This window comes from Paraburkholderia tagetis (genome assembly GCF_022213065.1).
GTDB lineage: Bacteria > Pseudomonadota > Gammaproteobacteria > Burkholderiales > Burkholderiaceae > Paraburkholderia > Paraburkholderia tagetis.
Genome location: NZ_JAKLJA010000047.1, coordinates 17,330 through 32,189 on the forward strand (window position 1 = coordinate 17,330; position 14,860 = coordinate 32,189).

Below are 14,860 nucleotides of genomic sequence, written 5' to 3' on the forward strand. Positions count from 1 at the left end.
GCTCAATGCCCGGCGGCAAGATAGGGGTTACGCCTCACATTCGCCGAGCAGAATATCCGGAACTCGACGGTCCCGAGCGGCGCGGGCGTCTGCACCACGCCGCACGCATTGAGCACGTGCTGCAATGCGGATATCACTTGCCCGTCCGGGTCCTGGTCGATTGCCATGTCCATGGTGCCCTGCTCGATGTACTCGCGATGCCGGTCGAGCATCTCATGGCCCACCCACACGACTTTCCCCGCCGCCCCCACCTTGCGTAGCGCCGCCTCGATGCCCTCCGACGCATAGCCGCTGTTGTAGATGCCCACCACGCCGCCGCGCTTGAGCTCCTTGAGCACCGCGCGATGGCACTGGTCCACGTCGTCGAGCGTTTCAACCGCATCCGCATCGCAGACGAGATGGGGAAACGCCTCGGCCAGTTGCGTGCGGCAGCCGCTGATACGCTCGATATGCGCGCGATAGTCCTTGCGCGAGCAGATCAGCAGGACGCGGCCTGGCCGCGTGGCGAGCCGCCCGACGAAATAGCCCGCCGTGCGCCCTGCATTGGCGTTGTCGATCCCGGCGTAATGCACGCGCTCGACCTCCGGGATATCGGTGACCATCGTGACCACGGGCTCGCCTTGCGCGATGACCGTGCGCAGTGCGTCGCGCACAGGCGCCGTGTCGTGCGTCGTGACGATCAGCCCGGAGCGCTTGTAGTTCGGGCGGAGGATGGCGCGCGTGATCACGTCGTCGTCGGCTTCAGGAAGGAACTGGCGATGTAGCACGATGCGCCGGTCGAGCATCTGCATCGAGCGTTCGAGCCCGCGTGTCAGGCGCTGGAAGAACGGCGTGCTGTTCTGCGGCAGCAAGACGTCGATATGCACGAGGCTATGGCTGGTTTGCGGCAAGACGCGCGGCACGCCGAGCTGCTGCGCTGCCTTCACGACGCGCTCGCGCATGGCCGCGGAGACGCTGCCGCGCTCGTTGAGCACGCGATCGACCGTTGCGGGACTGACGCCCGCCGCTTCGGCAATTTCAACGAAACGCGCGCTGCGTTTGCGGCGCGGTGGGGGTGCTGCGGCCATGGGTGTCTCCGTATTTTTGCCGTGCTTTTTTGTCGCGCATTTTCATCGACCTGATGCGCGAGGCATGCGCAACTGGCGCTCTCGCATTGCAGCATCGGTTGCTGCCTGAATTGCACCACGAAAGGGCGATTTCCCGCGCATTCGCGCTGACGAAAAATCATCAATCTTTTCGTTGAGGCGAGTCAATGGGTCACTTACCTTTCTCACATCGGCAAAGCCAAGTCATGCTGAACCGGGACGTAATCAAACGGCTAGAAGTGGTCGGGAGACCACGCATAAAACTTTCGATTTGCATTCACTGGAGACAACGATGAGCGAGGCAGTGCAGTTTTCCCTCAACCGAATGAGCGCGCCGAAATTGAAGTTCCCGGACTATGTGGCGCTGTGCCAGCGTCTGGGTATCGACGCCATCGAGATCCGCAACGACCTGCCTGGCGTCGAGATCACCGACGGCACGCCCCCCGGCCAGATCAAGGAGGCATGCGAGCGCGCGGGTCTCACGATTCTCTCGATCAACGCGTTGCAGCGCTTCGAGCAGTTCGACGCCACGCGCCGCGAAGAGGCGCTGGCGCTCGCGAAGTACGCGGCGGGTTGCGGCGCGAAGGCGCTCGTGATGTGCCCGACCAACTCGATGCTCGACAAGCGCACGGCGAGCGAGTGTCACGCCGATCTGGTCAACGCGCTTGCGCAACTCAAGCCGATCCTCGACGACCACGGCCTGCTCGGTCTCGTCGAGACGCTCGGCTTCGGGGAGTGCGCGCTGCGCCGCAAGTCCGATGCGGTGAAGGGCATCTACGACGCCGCCGGCGAGCGCCATTTCAGGCTCGTGCACGACACGTTCCATCATCACCTGTCTGGCGAAGACATCTTCTTTCCCGACCTCACGGGCCTCGTGCACATCTCGGGCGTCGAAGCGAGCGCGGTGACCGTGAGCGAGATGCGTGACGGCCATCGCGTGCTCGTGGGCCGCGACGACCGGCTCGGCAACGTGCGCCAGCTCGCGACGCTGCGTGCGCGCGGCTATCGCGGCTACGCCTCGTTCGAGCCGTTCGCCGAGGAAATTGCCGAAGCCGCCGACATCGAGCCGCTCCTTGCCGCAAGCATGGCCTATATCGGCGAGGCCCTCGAAGCGGCGAGCCTGCGCCAGGCCGCCTGATACCTGGCCACGGACGCGGACGCGCCGCGCCGGCAAACGAGTCGGCAAACAAGCCGCAACGAAGCAGTGGCAGACCGTGCACCGCACGGCTTGAAAGGCTCTGTGCGCCCAAAAAACAGAGCCGCAAACAAATGGATGGAGACAATCATGAACTTCCTCGGCCGGTCCCTGCTCGCGCTCGCGGCAGCCCTTCCCATTGCAGCTTACGCAGGCACGACGATAGGCGTTTCGATGGCGCACTTCGACGACAACTTCCTCACGACAGTGCGCGAGTCCATGGCGGCCGAAGGCAAGGCGAAGAACGTGAGCCTCGACTTCGAAGACGCGCAGGGCGACGTCGGCCGCCAGGTGAGCCAGGTCGAAGCGTTCGTGGCACAGCACGTGGCCGCGATCATCGTGAACCCCGCCGATGCTTCGGCTACGAAGCGCATGACGGATGCCGCGCGCAAAGCCGGCATCCCCATCGTCTACGTCAACCGCAAGCCCGACGAACCGCTTGGCAACGGCGCGTACTTCGTGGGCTCCGATAGCCTCGTGGCGGGCCATCTGCAAATGGAGTACCTCGCGAAGAAGCTCAATGGCCACGGCAATATCGCGCTCATGCTCGGCGAGCTCTCGACCGACGCCACGCGCGACCGTACCCGCGGCGTGAAGGACATCGTGGCGAAGAACCCCGGCATTCATGTCGTTGCGGAGCAGACCGCCAATTTCGATCGCAGCCAGGCCATCAACCTGATGAGCCAGTGGCTGAGCGCGGGCAAGAAGTTCGACGCCATCGCCGCCAATAACGACGAGATGGCGCTGGGCGCGCTGATCGCCATGCGCCAGGCCGGCGTCTCGCCGAAGACGGTGCTGGTGGGCGGCGTGGATGCGACGAAGGACGCGCTCTTTGCGATGTCCAGGGGCGACCTCGCCGTGACCGTGTTTCAGGACGGCAAGGGCCAGGGCAAGGCGGCCGTGGACATGGCCGCGAAGCTGGCAGGCGGCGACAAGGGCGTGCAAAGCGAGGCCTGGATTCCCTATCAGCTCGTGACGCCGGAGAACTACAAGGGCTTCGTGAACCGCTGATCCACGCGGCTTCGCGGCGGACGACGCCAGTCGTCCGATTGCTTCCATCGCTTCATTTGCCAGGTCAGGCGAGGGTAACCATGCAAGATTCGACGTTCACCGCATCGCGTCCGGCCGAGCGGCGCAGCGAGCTGCCCCCTGTGTTTCACGGCCATGCCGCGCCGCTGCTGGCGGCGCGACATGTCCGCAAGGCGTTTCCGGGCGTCATCGCGCTCCAGGACGTGTCCATCGAGATCCGGGCGGGGCGCGTTCATGCCCTGATGGGCGAAAACGGCGCCGGCAAGTCCACGATGATGAAGATCATCGCGGGCGTGTATACGCCCGACGGCGGCACGCTGCATTTCAAGGGCGAGCCCATCGCATTGAAGTCGCCGCGCGACGCGCTCGACCGCGGCATTGCGATGATTCACCAGGAGCTCAATCTGCTGCCGGAAATGACGGTGGCCGAAAACATCTGGATTCGCCGCGAGCCGCGCGGCCGGCTGGGTCTCGTGAATCACGGCGCGCTGAACCGGCAAACGCGCGAGCTGTTCGCGCAGCTCGGCATCGAGATCGATCCGCAAACGCCGCTCGGCAGGCTCAGCATCGCGAATCGGCAGATGGTGGAGATCGCGAAGGCCGTCTCGTTCGACTCCGATCTGCTGATCATGGACGAGCCGACTTCGGCCATCACGGACAAGGAAGTCGAGCACCTCTTTCGCATCATCGCGGAGCTCAAGACGCGCGGCAAGGCGATCATCTACATCACACACAAGATGGACGAGGTGTTCCAGATCGCGGACGACATCTCGATCTTCCGGGACGGGCATCACATCGTCACGCGCGAGGCGAGCCGCTTCGACAAGCAGTCGCTGATCGCCGCCATGGTCGGCCGCGAGCTCACCCAGGTGTTCCCGAAGGAAACGGTGCCGATCGGCGAGGTGGCGCTCGCCGTGCGCGATCTGGGGCGGCGCGGCGTGTTCTCGGGCGTGAGCTTCGACGTTCGCTATGGCGAGATTCTCGGCGTGGCGGGCTTGATGGGCTCGGGGCGCACCGAAGTCATGGAAGCCATCTTCGGCGTTTATCCGGCTCACAGCGGCGAGATCCTTTTCGAAGGCAAGCCGAAGACGATCCGCTCGCCCGCGGACGCCATTCGCGCTGGTGTTGCGTTCCTCACCGAGGACCGCAAGGGCACGGGTCTGTTCTTGCAGCTCTCCGTGGGCGAGAACATGGAGATCACCGCGCTCAAGCGCCATAGCGCGCTCGGCTTCGTGAAGCAGCAGCGCGTGAACGAGGAATGCGAGGCGCTGTGCCGGAGCCTGAAGGTCAAGACGCCGGGGCTCGCGCAGATCATTGAGAACCTGAGCGGCGGCAACCAGCAAAAGGTGCTGCTCGCGCGGTGGCTGCTCAACCAGCCGAAGATCCTCATTCTCGACGAACCCACGCGCGGCGTGGACGTGGGCGCGAAGTCCGAGATTCACGCGCTCATCACGCAACTGGCCAGAAACGGCGTGGCGGTCGTCATGATTTCCTCGGAGCTGCCCGAGGTCATCGGCATGAGCGACCGCGTCGTGGTCATGCACGAGCGCAGGGTGAGCGGCATCCTGCCTCGCGAGCTGGCAACGCAGGAAAACATCATGACACTCGCCTCGGGCGAGCACATCTGAGCATCCAGAGATTTGAAGCCGACCATCGGCAAGGAGACGGACATGAGTGCATCAACCATCAATGGCGCCGCCGAAGCGGCGGCCAGCGCGCCGCGCAAGTGGCGCTTGCCCCAGGAGACCAGCATTCTGGTCGTGCTCGTCGCGATCGCGCTCGTGTTCGAGGCGATCGGCTGGATCGAGCGGGGGCAGTCGTTCCTGTACAACCCGCAAGGACTGCTAATCATGGTCCTGCGGGTCTCGGAGATCGGCCTCATTGCCGTTGGCGTGACGATGGTCATCATCGCGGGCGGGATCGATTTGTCGTCGGGCTCGCTCGTGGCCTTGTCGGCCATGGTGGCGGGCAGTTTCGCGCAGGCCGGCGGCTTCGGCGCGACGGTATTTCCCGGCGTGGCCGATTTGCCCGTGCTCGTGCCGGTGTTGGCGGGCACGCTGGTGGGCAGCCTGTGCGGACTCCTGAACGGCGCGCTGATCGTGCGCTCGAACGTGCCGCCTTTCATCGTCACGCTCGGCATGATGGTGTCGGCTCGCGGCCTCGCCCGCTACTACACCCACGGCCAGCCGATCAGCATGTTCACCGACGCCTTTTCGGCCATCGGCTCGGGCGCGCGCCCGGTCGCGATCTTTCTTGCCGCCGCACTGATCTTTCATATCGTGCTGCGCTACACCCGCTTCGGGAAATGCCTCTATGCGATCGGCGGCAATGTGCAGGCGGCGCGCGTCTCGGGCATCAGCGTGGGGCGCAACCTGATTGCCGTCTATGCGATCGCGGGGCTCCTGAGCGGGCTGGCGGGCGTGGTGGTGTCGGCGCGGGCACAAACCAGCCAGTCGGGCATGGGCCTCTCGTATGAGCTCGACGCCATTGCGGCCGCGGTGATCGGCGGCACGAGCCTCGCGGGCGGCATGGGCCGTATTACCGGCACGGTGATCGGTGCGCTGATCCTCGGCGTGATCTCGAGTGGCTTCATCTTCCTCGGCATCGACTCGTATATCCAGGAGATCGTCAAAGGCGGAATCATCGTTGCCGCCGTGATCGCCGATCAATACCGCAAGCGGCGCGCCCGCTGAACCGGGATGCTCAACCGATTCCCTTACGGACATCAATCTTCATGAACCGAAACACTTCATTCGCTGCGCAACGCCCGCTCGACATCATCTGTCTCGGCCGCCTCGCCGTCGACCTGTACGCACAGCAAGTGGGCGCACGGCTCGAAGACGTCACGAGCTTCGCGCGCTACCTGGGCGGCTCCTCGGCCAACATCGCATTCGGCTGCGCGCGTCTCGGCCTGAAAAGCGCGATGCTCTCGCGTGTGGGCAACGACCACATGGGCCGCTTCCTGGTTGAAGCCCTCGAGCGCGAGGGCTGCGATGTGAGCCATGTAAAGGCCGACATGGAGCGCCTCACGGCTTTGGTGCTGCTCGGCCTGAAAGATCGCGACACGTTTCCGCTGGTGTTTCATCGCGAGAATTGCGCGGACATGGCGCTCGACGAGACGGATTTCGACGAAGCGTTCATCGCGTCGAGCAAGGCGCTGCTGATTACGGGCACGCATTTTTCGACCGGGGGCGTGCATCGCGCGAGCATGACGGCGTTGCGCTACGCGCGGCGCAACAATGTGCGCACCGTGCTCGATATCGACTACCGGCCGGTGTTGTGGGGCCTCGCCAGCAAGGGCGACGGTGAAACGCGCTTCATTGCGGATGGCGGTGTCAGTGCACACCTGCGCGGCATCCTGCCCGAGTTCGACCTGATCGTGGGCACGGAGGAGGAGTTCCGCATTGCAGGCGGCGAGGACGATTTGCTCGGCGCGCTGCGCCGCGTGCGCGAGGTGAGCGCCGCGACGCTCGTGGTGAAGCGGGGGCCGCTCGGCTGTACCGTGATCGACAGTGACATCCCCGCGGATCTGGACGGCGACGCGCATTATCGCGGCGTGCAGGTCGAGGTGCTGAATGTGCTGGGCGCCGGCGACGCGTTTCTCTCCGGCTTCCTCAAAGGCTGGCTGCGCGAGGAAGACTACGCGCGCTGCTGTGCCTATGCCAATGCGTGCGGCGCCCTGGTGGTCTCGCGCCACGCGTGTGCGCCCGCGATGCCCACGCCTGTCGAGCTTGACTATTTCCTCGCCAACGCGGCAAGCCTCGCACGGCCTGACCGGGACGCGGCGCTGCAGCGCTTGCACCGCGTGAGCGTGCCGCGCAAGCCACGCGACGAAGTGCTCGGATTCGCGTTCGACCATCGCAATCAGCTCTTCGAACTTGCGCAGCACAGTGGCGCGCCGCAGTCACGCATCGCAGCGCTCAAGCAACTGTTCGTGCAGGCGGTGGGGCAGACCGAAAGCGAAGGCGGCCATACGGGCAAGATGGCCGTGCTGATCGACGACCGCTACGGGCAAGACGCACTGAACGCCGCCACGGGGCGTGGCTGGTGGGTGGGCCGCCCCGTTGAGCTGCCGGGATCGAACCCCCTGGTGTTCGAGCATGGGCGCTCGATTGGCTCGGCGCTGGTTAGCTGGCCCGCGGAGCATATCGTCAAGTGTCTCGTCCAGTATCACCCGGACGACGCACCGGCGCTGCGGCTCGAACAGGAGAGCCAGTTGCGCGCGCTCTACGAGGCGACCCAGGCGAGCGGCCATGAGTTGCTGCTCGAAGTGATTCCGCCCAGGCGCGGGGCCAGCGCGCCGGATACGGTGGTGCGCGCGCTCAAGCGGCTCTACAACATCGGCATCTATCCCGACTGGTGGAAGCTCGAGCCGATGAGCGCCGCCGCGTGGCAGGAGGTGGACGCATTGATCGAAGCGCGCGACCCGTACTGCCGCGGCGTGGTGCTGCTGGGCCTGAACGCGCCCGCCGAACAGCTTGCCGCGGGTTTCGAGGCGGCGAGCGCGAGCCGCACCTGCCGGGGCTTTACGGTGGGCCGCACGATCTTTCATGAGCCGGCGCGCGCATGGCTTGCCGGCGAGATCGACGATGCTGCACTGATTGGCGCCGTGCGCAGAAACTTCGAATACCTGATCCAGGTCTGGCGCAAGACACGCCGCAATGCGGCCGAGGCTGCACGCGAGGAGTGTGCCGCATGAGCCAGACGATTCGACTCACGGTGGCGCAAGCGCTCGTCCGCTATCTCGCCGCGTTGCGCGTTGCCGACGAAGAGGCGCCGGGCTCCGCGCCCGAGCCGCTGTTCGGCGGCGTGTTCGCGATCTTCGGGCACGGCAACGTGGCCGGTATCGGCGAGGCGCTGCATCAGTATCGCGACGCGCTGCCGACCTGGCGCGCGCACAACGAGCAGGCGATGGCGCACACGGCCATCGCCTACGCGAAGACACACATGCGCCGGCGCATGATGGCGTGCACCACGTCGATCGGGCCCGGCGCGACGAATCTGGTCACCGCGGCGGCGCTCGCGCACGTGAACCGCTTGCCCGTGTTGCTGCTTCCCGGCGACACCTTCGTGTCGCGCGCGCCTGACCCCGTGCTGCAGCAGATCGAGGACCCCCACGACGCGGGCATCTCGGCCAACGATAGCCTGAAGCCCGTGTCGCGGTACTTCGACCGGATCGTCGCGCCGGCACAGTTGCTGAACGCGCTCCCCCGTGCGATTCGCGTCCTGACCGATCCCGAGCTGTGCGGGCCCGTTACGCTCGCGCTGCCGCAAGACGTGCAGACGCATGCATACGATTTTCCGCTGGCGTTCTTCGAGCCGAAGGTCGTCACGCTGCGCAGACTGCAACCGGCCGAGGATCAGCTCGCCGCGGCCGCGGAGGCGGTGCGCGCCGCGAGGCGTCCGTTGATGGTCGCGGGCGGCGGCGTGCTGTACGCCAAAGCGTCCGCGGCGCTGCGCGCGTTCTGCGAGCGGCACGGCGTGCCCGTATGCGAAACCCAGGCGGGCAAGGGCGCACTCGCATGGGACCATCCCTTGCAGCTGGGTTCCGTGGGCGTGACGGGCTCGCCCGCGGCCAACACGATGGCGCGTGAAGCGGATCTCGTGATCGCGGTGGGCACGCGCCTGCAGGATTTCACCACCGGCTCGCACTCGCTCTTCGGTCAGGCAGCGGCGCTTGCCATCAACGTGAACGGCTTCGACGCGGGCAAGGCCGGCGGCGTCGAGCTGATCGCCGACGCACGGCTCGCGCTCAATGCGCTCTCCCGCGAACTGGGGGGCGGCGGCCAATACGAAGCAAGCGGGCACGCCGCGTGGCAAAGCGACGAGGCGTGGCGCGAGCAGGCACGCATGGCGGCGCGCGGCTGGCGCGCGACGGTGGCGGAATTGACGGGCAGGCAAACGCTCGAGCAAGGCGTACTGCCTTACGACGCCGAAGTCATCGGCGCCGTGCAGCGTTCGCGCGGGGATTCGCCGTTGCACGACATCGTCGTGTGCGCGGCCGGCACACTGCCCGCGGAGCTGCACAAGCTCTGGCGCGCAGGCCATCCCGGCGCTTACCACGTGGAATACGGCTATTCGTGCATGGGCTATGAAATCGCGGGCGGGCTGGGCGCGAAGATGGCGCGGCCCGATCGCGAGGTGATCGTGATGGTGGGCGACGGCAGTTATCTGATGATGAACAGCGAGATCGCCACCTCCGTCATGCTCGGCCGCAAGCTCATCGTGGTCGTGCTCGACAACCGTGGCTACGGATGCATCAACCGGCTTCAGCAGGCATGTGGCGGCGCGCCGTTCAACAATCTGCTCGAAGACTGTCTGCAGGGCCCGCTTGGCGCACCGCCGATCGACTTCGCGGCTCATGCGGCCGCACTGGGTGCGCACGCGGAGCATGCCAGAAATATTGAGGAATTCGAAGCAGCGATACAGCGGGCACGGGCCTCGGATCGCACCTATGTGGTCTGTATCGACACGGACCCGGCGCGCACCACGAAGGAAGGCGGATGCTGGTGGGAGGTCGCGGTGCCGGAGGTTTCAGAACGCGAAGCGGTGCGCTCGGCGCGTGCCGATTATGAACGGAACAAACAGATGCAAAAGGTCTCGCAATGACGATCGCACATGACATCGCAGTACACCGTTTCGACGTGAAAATCGGCATCAATCCGATCTCCTGGTTCAACGACGACCTCCCGACGCTCGGCGGGGAGACGCCGCTTGAAGTCGCACTGACCGAGGGCAGCGAGATTGGCTACAAGGGCTTCGAGCTCGGCAACAAGTTTCCGCGCGAGCCACGCGTGTTGCGCGAAGTGCTGTCGCGCCATGGGCTGGAGCTGGTTTCGGGCTGGTATTCAGGGCGTCTCGTCGAACGATCGGCCGACGAGGAAATCGCTGTGGTCGCCCCGCATCTGGAATTGCTCGCGCAAGGCGGGGCCACGGTGATGGTGTACGGCGAAGTATCGGGCTCGATTCAGGGCGATCGTGGCGTGCCGTTGTATGCGCGCCCGCGCTTCACGTCGGACGAGCAATGGCGCGCCTATGCGAAGCGCCTTGATACGCTTGCGCGCTTTACGCTCTCGCGCGGCGTGCGCCTCGCTTATCACCACCATATGGGCGCCTATGTCGAAACGCCCGACGACGTCGACCGGCTGATGGCGTTGACCTCGCACGACGTCGGCCTGTTGTTCGACAGCGGTCACGCCGCATTCGGCGCAAGCCGCTCGAGATTCGACGCGGCGGCGCCGGCCGCGCTGCTGGCACGGCACATCGGGCGGGTTTGCCACGTCCATTGCAAGGACGTGCGCGCAGAGATCGTCGAGGCGGCACGCAACCGAGACTGGAGTTTCCTGGATGCGGTCATCCACGGCGCGTTCACTGTGCCGGGCGATGGGGCGATCGATTTTGCGCCGCTGATCGAGCAACTGCGCGGGCATGGGTATCGCGGCTGGCTCGTGGTGGAGGCGGAGCAGGACCCCGCCGTCGCGCCGAGCTATCCGTTTGCGCAAGCGGGATTCCGGCGTCTGCAGGCGCTCGTCGAGGGCGTGCAGGCACGCGCGGAGGCCGCATGAGTCTGCTGGTGAAGGGAAACCGAAGCGGGCGGCTCATTGCCCAGGTCACGCCGGAAAGCGCGCAGTGGCGCCATGTGGGTTTCGCGGCTCACCGCTTCACGCGCGGCGACACGCTCTCGTTCGACACGGGCGAAACGGAAATCTGCGTGGTTGTGCTCACGGGCGTCGTGAGCGTCACGACGCCCGCGCAGGCGTGGCGCGAGATCGGCGCGCGCCGCAGTGTGTTCGAGCCGAAGTCGCCTTATGCGGTCTATTTGCCGCCTCGAACGGCGGTGTCGATCGAGGCCCACGACGCCGCGGAGGTCGGGCTCGCCAGCGCACCGGCGCAAGGCCGTCTGGAAGCACGGCTGATCGAGCCGGGCACGATGACGCGTTCGACGCGGGGCAGCGGCGCGAACCTGCGCTACGTGTGCGACATCCTCCCCCAAACCGAGCCAGCGGAATCGCTGCTCGTGGTCGAGGTGCTGACGCCGGCCGGGCATTCGTCGAGCTATCCGCCGCACAAGCACGATGCCGATGACATTCCCGTCGAGAGCTTTCTTGAAGAGACCTACTATCACCGGATCGATCCGCCACAAGGGTTCGGCTTTCAGCGCGTCTACACCGACGCGCGCGACCTCGACGAGACACTGGCCGTCGAGGACCACGACATGGTGATGGTGCCGCGCGGCTATCACCCGGTGGTGATGCCGCACGGCTACCACGGCTACTACCTCAACGTGATGGCTGGACCGAAGCGCGTGTGGCATTTCAAAAACGATCCGGCCCACGAGTGGATGCTCGCGGGCAGGTGAGTGGGGTAGCAGTCCGGTAACCCGCAATAGCGCGGTCCGAAGATGTAATCAGTAGCAAGCGCAGTCGAGCATTCAAGCTTTATGTATTTAGTCATGCGAATAAAAAGGCAATGAAACGTACCGCCCTCACGTTGCGGACGACGAATGCGCCGTCCGTCGCGTGAGGGGACAACTCAATGCAAGAACGAAAACACGTTTGGAGACGCGATGAAAAAGGCAGTACAGATCGGAGTGGCCGCGATGAGCCTCGCGGCCCTGCAAGCCCACGCACAGAGCTCGGTCACGCTTTATGGCGTGGCGGATGCGGGCTTTGACTACCTGAGCCAGGTGCAGACGGGCACCGGCACCACGGCGTCGCGCTTTCGTGCGGAGAGCAGCGACTGGGGCGCGAGCCGCTTCGGGCTGCTGGGCCGCGAGGATATCGGCGGCGGCTACGGCATCATCTTCAATCTCGAATCGGGGACGAATCTGATGTCCGGAACGGCCGGCGATGGCAATGGCCGGCTGTTCAGCCGCAAGGCGCTGGTTGGCGTGCAGAACGACCAGTTCGGCAAGTTCACGATGGGCCGCAACCTGTTCATCGCCAATGACCAGTGGGATTTCGACCCGATGCTGCAACAGGCCTATTCGTCGACGGCGCTGGTGCGCAGCCGCAACGTGCCGATTACCAGCAACAACATCGAATATCAGTCGCCCTCTTGGGCGGGATTCAGCGTTCACGCGCAATACACGCTTGGCAACCAGGCGGGCGGGTTCAATCTGGGCGCGCCGAACGAAGTGGGCCGCAGCGACGGCATTCAGGTAACCTACGCGAACTCGCTGTTCATGCTGCGCGGCATGTACGACGAGATTCGCGACGCGAACGGCAAGATGAGCAATGTCTTCGTGAGCTCGCGCGAATTCTTCGCGGGCGCGAATCTCTATTTGAGCTCGCTGGAACTGCAGGCCGCGTACACGCACCTCAATGCACCGGACACGCCGGCAGGGCTTGCGAGCAACGCCGACCACTACTGGGCGGGCGCGAAGTATCGCGTGACGCCGGCGCTGAGCGTCGATGGCGCGGTCTATTACGTGCACGTGGGCTCAGGGGCGGGCGATGCGACGCACGATCCCTCGGGCCACGCGACGATGATCGCGCTGGGCACGACCTACAACCTCTCGAAGCGCACGCTGCTTTACGCGACGGTTGCGCATGTGTACAACGCGAGCGGATCGAACTTCTCGGTGGCGAACAACAACCCGGGATCGAATAACGACAATCTCGACAACCCATTGCCGGGACGCTCGCAAACGGGCGCGTATCTCGGCGTGAATCATTCCTTTTGAGCGTTCGGGGCGTTGAGTTCGCCCCTATGCGATTCACCGCTCATGCCGCGAGGCATGAGCCCTATTTTGATGAAGGCATTGAAACCGGAGAAGAGCATGATTGAATTTGCATTGTTTGGAGCAGGGCGCATCGGCAAGATTCACGCGTCGAATCTGGTGCGGCAACCGGGCGCGCGCCTGAAATACGTGGTCGACATGCACGCACCTTCGGCACAGGCGCTCGCGCAGACGCATGGCGCGCAAGTGGCTAGCGTCGAGCAGGCATTGGCCGATCCCGCGGTGGGCGCCGTGGTGATCGCCTCGAGCACGGACACGCACGCGAATCTGATCATTGCCGCCGCGAACGCGGGCAAAGCGGTGTTCTGCGAAAAGCCAGTCGATCTGACCATCGCCCGCTCGCGCGAGAGCGCCGAGGCCGTGCGCCGCAATGGCGTGGTTTGCATGATCGGCTTTCAGCGCCGCTTCGATCCCACTTTCGCGGCACTGAAGGCGCGTATCGAGGCCGGCGAAATCGGTGTTCCTGAGATGCTGATTGTCACCAGCCGCGACCCGGGCGCGCCGCCCGTCGACTACATCAAGAGCTCGGGCGGGATCTTCAAGGACATGCTGATCCACGACTTCGACGTGTTCCGCTGGATCATGGGCGATGAGGCGCAGAGCCTGCACGCCACAGGCAGCTGCCTGACCGATCCGGTAGTGGCGGCGGCTGGCGACATCGACTCAACCGCTGTGACGATCCGCACGAAGCGCGGGTTGCTCTGCCAGATCAACACGTCGCGGCGCGCGGCGTATGGCTACGACCAGCGCTTCGAGGTGCTGGGCAGCAAGGGCATGCTCCAGGCAGGCAACGTGCGGCCCACGGAAGTGAGCGCATGGCTCGGCGGAGGAATCTCGACGGATGTGCCGGAGCCGTTCTTTCTCGAGCGCTACCGCCAAGCTTATGCGGCGGAGATGGCTCATTTCGTCGAGGCGCTCACGAAGGGAACGCCGGTGCGCACGACAATCGAGGACGGTGTGAAGGCGCTGGAATTGGCCGAGCTTGCAATGTCGTCATGGCGTAGCGGGGCGGCGACGCAGGTGCCGTCGAGCGAACCCCTCGGCGTTGCCGAGACGGTATAGTTACGGCGCGGTCTTCGGGAGGGCACCACGGGGTAAGGTCTTCCTGGTAATCAAGAACGGTCGATGCATGCACGAATCGCATGCATCCCTCAATCGCATCCGACGCTCAGAGGCGTCGGCACCGCAAGAGGCACACGAAGTCTCGGCCTGATACCCGGCGAGCAGCGCAGGTTCCTCGATCGACCCGTGATGATGAAGCTGCCGCCACACACCATCGATTCAGAAGGACGGCCGCTTGCTGCAGGGGCAAGATTGGGCGTTGCCCAATAACCAATCTGGGCGGTCGATCAGAGGATCATTAACAGATATCTCGCGCAGCTTCTGCCAGAACTTGCGATTGACGATCTTCCTGTTGGACGGGATGCGAGTCCGCGAGGCACGGTCCAATGAACACAACTAACGGCCTAATCGTGCATCCCATGGATGCCGGCGCTAGCGCGCTGAAAGCCGGCGCTCGCGATATTGCGTTGCGTCAAGGCGAACAGCGATGCCTTACCGCGGAGAGACAGACCGTGTGAAGTTGGCGAATGTACCGACGAACACCGGCGACGCTGGATGAACTTGCGCAGCAATGCAACACCTGCCAGTTCGCGAGCTACCGCGATCACAATTGGGGGACGCGTTTTACCGCGACGAGGTGAGCGTGCTCCGTAGTGTCAATCCTGGCAAGACGGGCACCGTAGGCGACCGGGTTGTGGTGCAAATCCGATGCGTCGGCCTGTTACCCTTGAATTTTTTGACGACCGC

Annotated in this window: 11 protein-coding genes; 10 read left to right on the top strand and 1 reads right to left on the bottom strand. The window is 64.9% G+C overall.

Features of this window, described 5'->3' with window-relative positions:
• Positions 1-2: 2 nt before the first annotated feature.
• Complete coding sequence (locus tag L5014_RS32520) at positions 3-1,067, bottom strand: LacI family DNA-binding transcriptional regulator (protein ID WP_238467898.1); 1,065 nt, start codon at positions 1,065-1,067, stop codon at positions 3-5.
• Positions 1,068-1,377: 310 nt separating this feature from the next.
• Here L5014_RS32520 and L5014_RS32525 point away from each other — a divergent pair, with 310 nt between their 5' ends.
• The 10 genes from L5014_RS32525 (at position 1,378) to iolG (ending at position 14,113) form a co-directional block, all read left to right on the top strand.
• On the top strand, positions 1,378-2,223 hold the full coding sequence (locus L5014_RS32525; RefSeq protein ID WP_238467899.1) for a TIM barrel protein: 846 nt from the start codon (positions 1,378-1,380) through the stop codon (positions 2,221-2,223).
• Positions 2,224-2,370: 147 nt separating this feature from the next.
• On the top strand, positions 2,371-3,291 hold the full coding sequence (locus L5014_RS32530) for a sugar ABC transporter substrate-binding protein (protein ID WP_238467900.1): 921 nt from the start codon (positions 2,371-2,373) through the stop codon (positions 3,289-3,291).
• An 80-nt stretch (positions 3,292-3,371) separates the two neighbouring features.
• Positions 3,372-4,937: a sugar ABC transporter ATP-binding protein gene (locus L5014_RS32535; protein WP_238467901.1), complete on the top strand. Its 1,566-nt coding sequence runs from the start codon at positions 3,372-3,374 to the stop codon at positions 4,935-4,937.
• 42 nt (positions 4,938-4,979) lie between these two features.
• Positions 4,980-6,002: an ABC transporter permease gene (locus L5014_RS32540; RefSeq protein WP_238467902.1), complete on the top strand. Its 1,023-nt coding sequence runs from the start codon at positions 4,980-4,982 to the stop codon at positions 6,000-6,002.
• Between the two features lie 41 nt (positions 6,003-6,043).
• Positions 6,044-8,008, top strand: a complete 1,965-nt coding sequence (locus L5014_RS32545; RefSeq protein ID WP_238467903.1) for a bifunctional 5-dehydro-2-deoxygluconokinase/5-dehydro-2-deoxyphosphogluconate aldolase — start codon at positions 6,044-6,046, stop codon at positions 8,006-8,008.
• Entirely contained in the window at positions 8,005-9,918 is a 1,914-nt protein-coding gene (iolD, locus tag L5014_RS32550) for a 3D-(3,5/4)-trihydroxycyclohexane-1,2-dione acylhydrolase (decyclizing) (protein ID WP_238467904.1), read from the top strand. Before L5014_RS32545 ends, iolD begins: the two co-directional genes overlap by 4 nt.
• The gene (gene iolE, locus L5014_RS32555; RefSeq protein ID WP_238467905.1) at positions 9,915-10,874 is read left to right on the top strand and encodes a myo-inosose-2 dehydratase; all 960 of its coding nucleotides are present in this window, start codon (positions 9,915-9,917) and stop codon (positions 10,872-10,874) included. The genes iolD and iolE overlap by 4 nt, the downstream gene beginning before the upstream one ends.
• Positions 10,871-11,668 (top strand): 5-deoxy-glucuronate isomerase, encoded by a 798-nt coding sequence (gene iolB / locus L5014_RS32560; RefSeq protein WP_238467906.1) that lies wholly within the window; start codon positions 10,871-10,873, stop codon positions 11,666-11,668. The genes iolE and iolB overlap by 4 nt, the downstream gene beginning before the upstream one ends.
• A 207-nt stretch (positions 11,669-11,875) precedes the next feature.
• Complete coding sequence (locus L5014_RS32565) at positions 11,876-12,994, top strand: porin (RefSeq protein WP_238467907.1); 1,119 nt, start codon at positions 11,876-11,878, stop codon at positions 12,992-12,994.
• 96 nt (positions 12,995-13,090) lie between these two features.
• Positions 13,091-14,113, top strand: coding sequence for an inositol 2-dehydrogenase (iolG, locus tag L5014_RS32570; protein ID WP_238467908.1), 1,023 nt, complete (start codon positions 13,091-13,093; stop codon positions 14,111-14,113).
• The last annotated feature ends 747 nt before the right edge of the window (positions 14,114-14,860 follow it).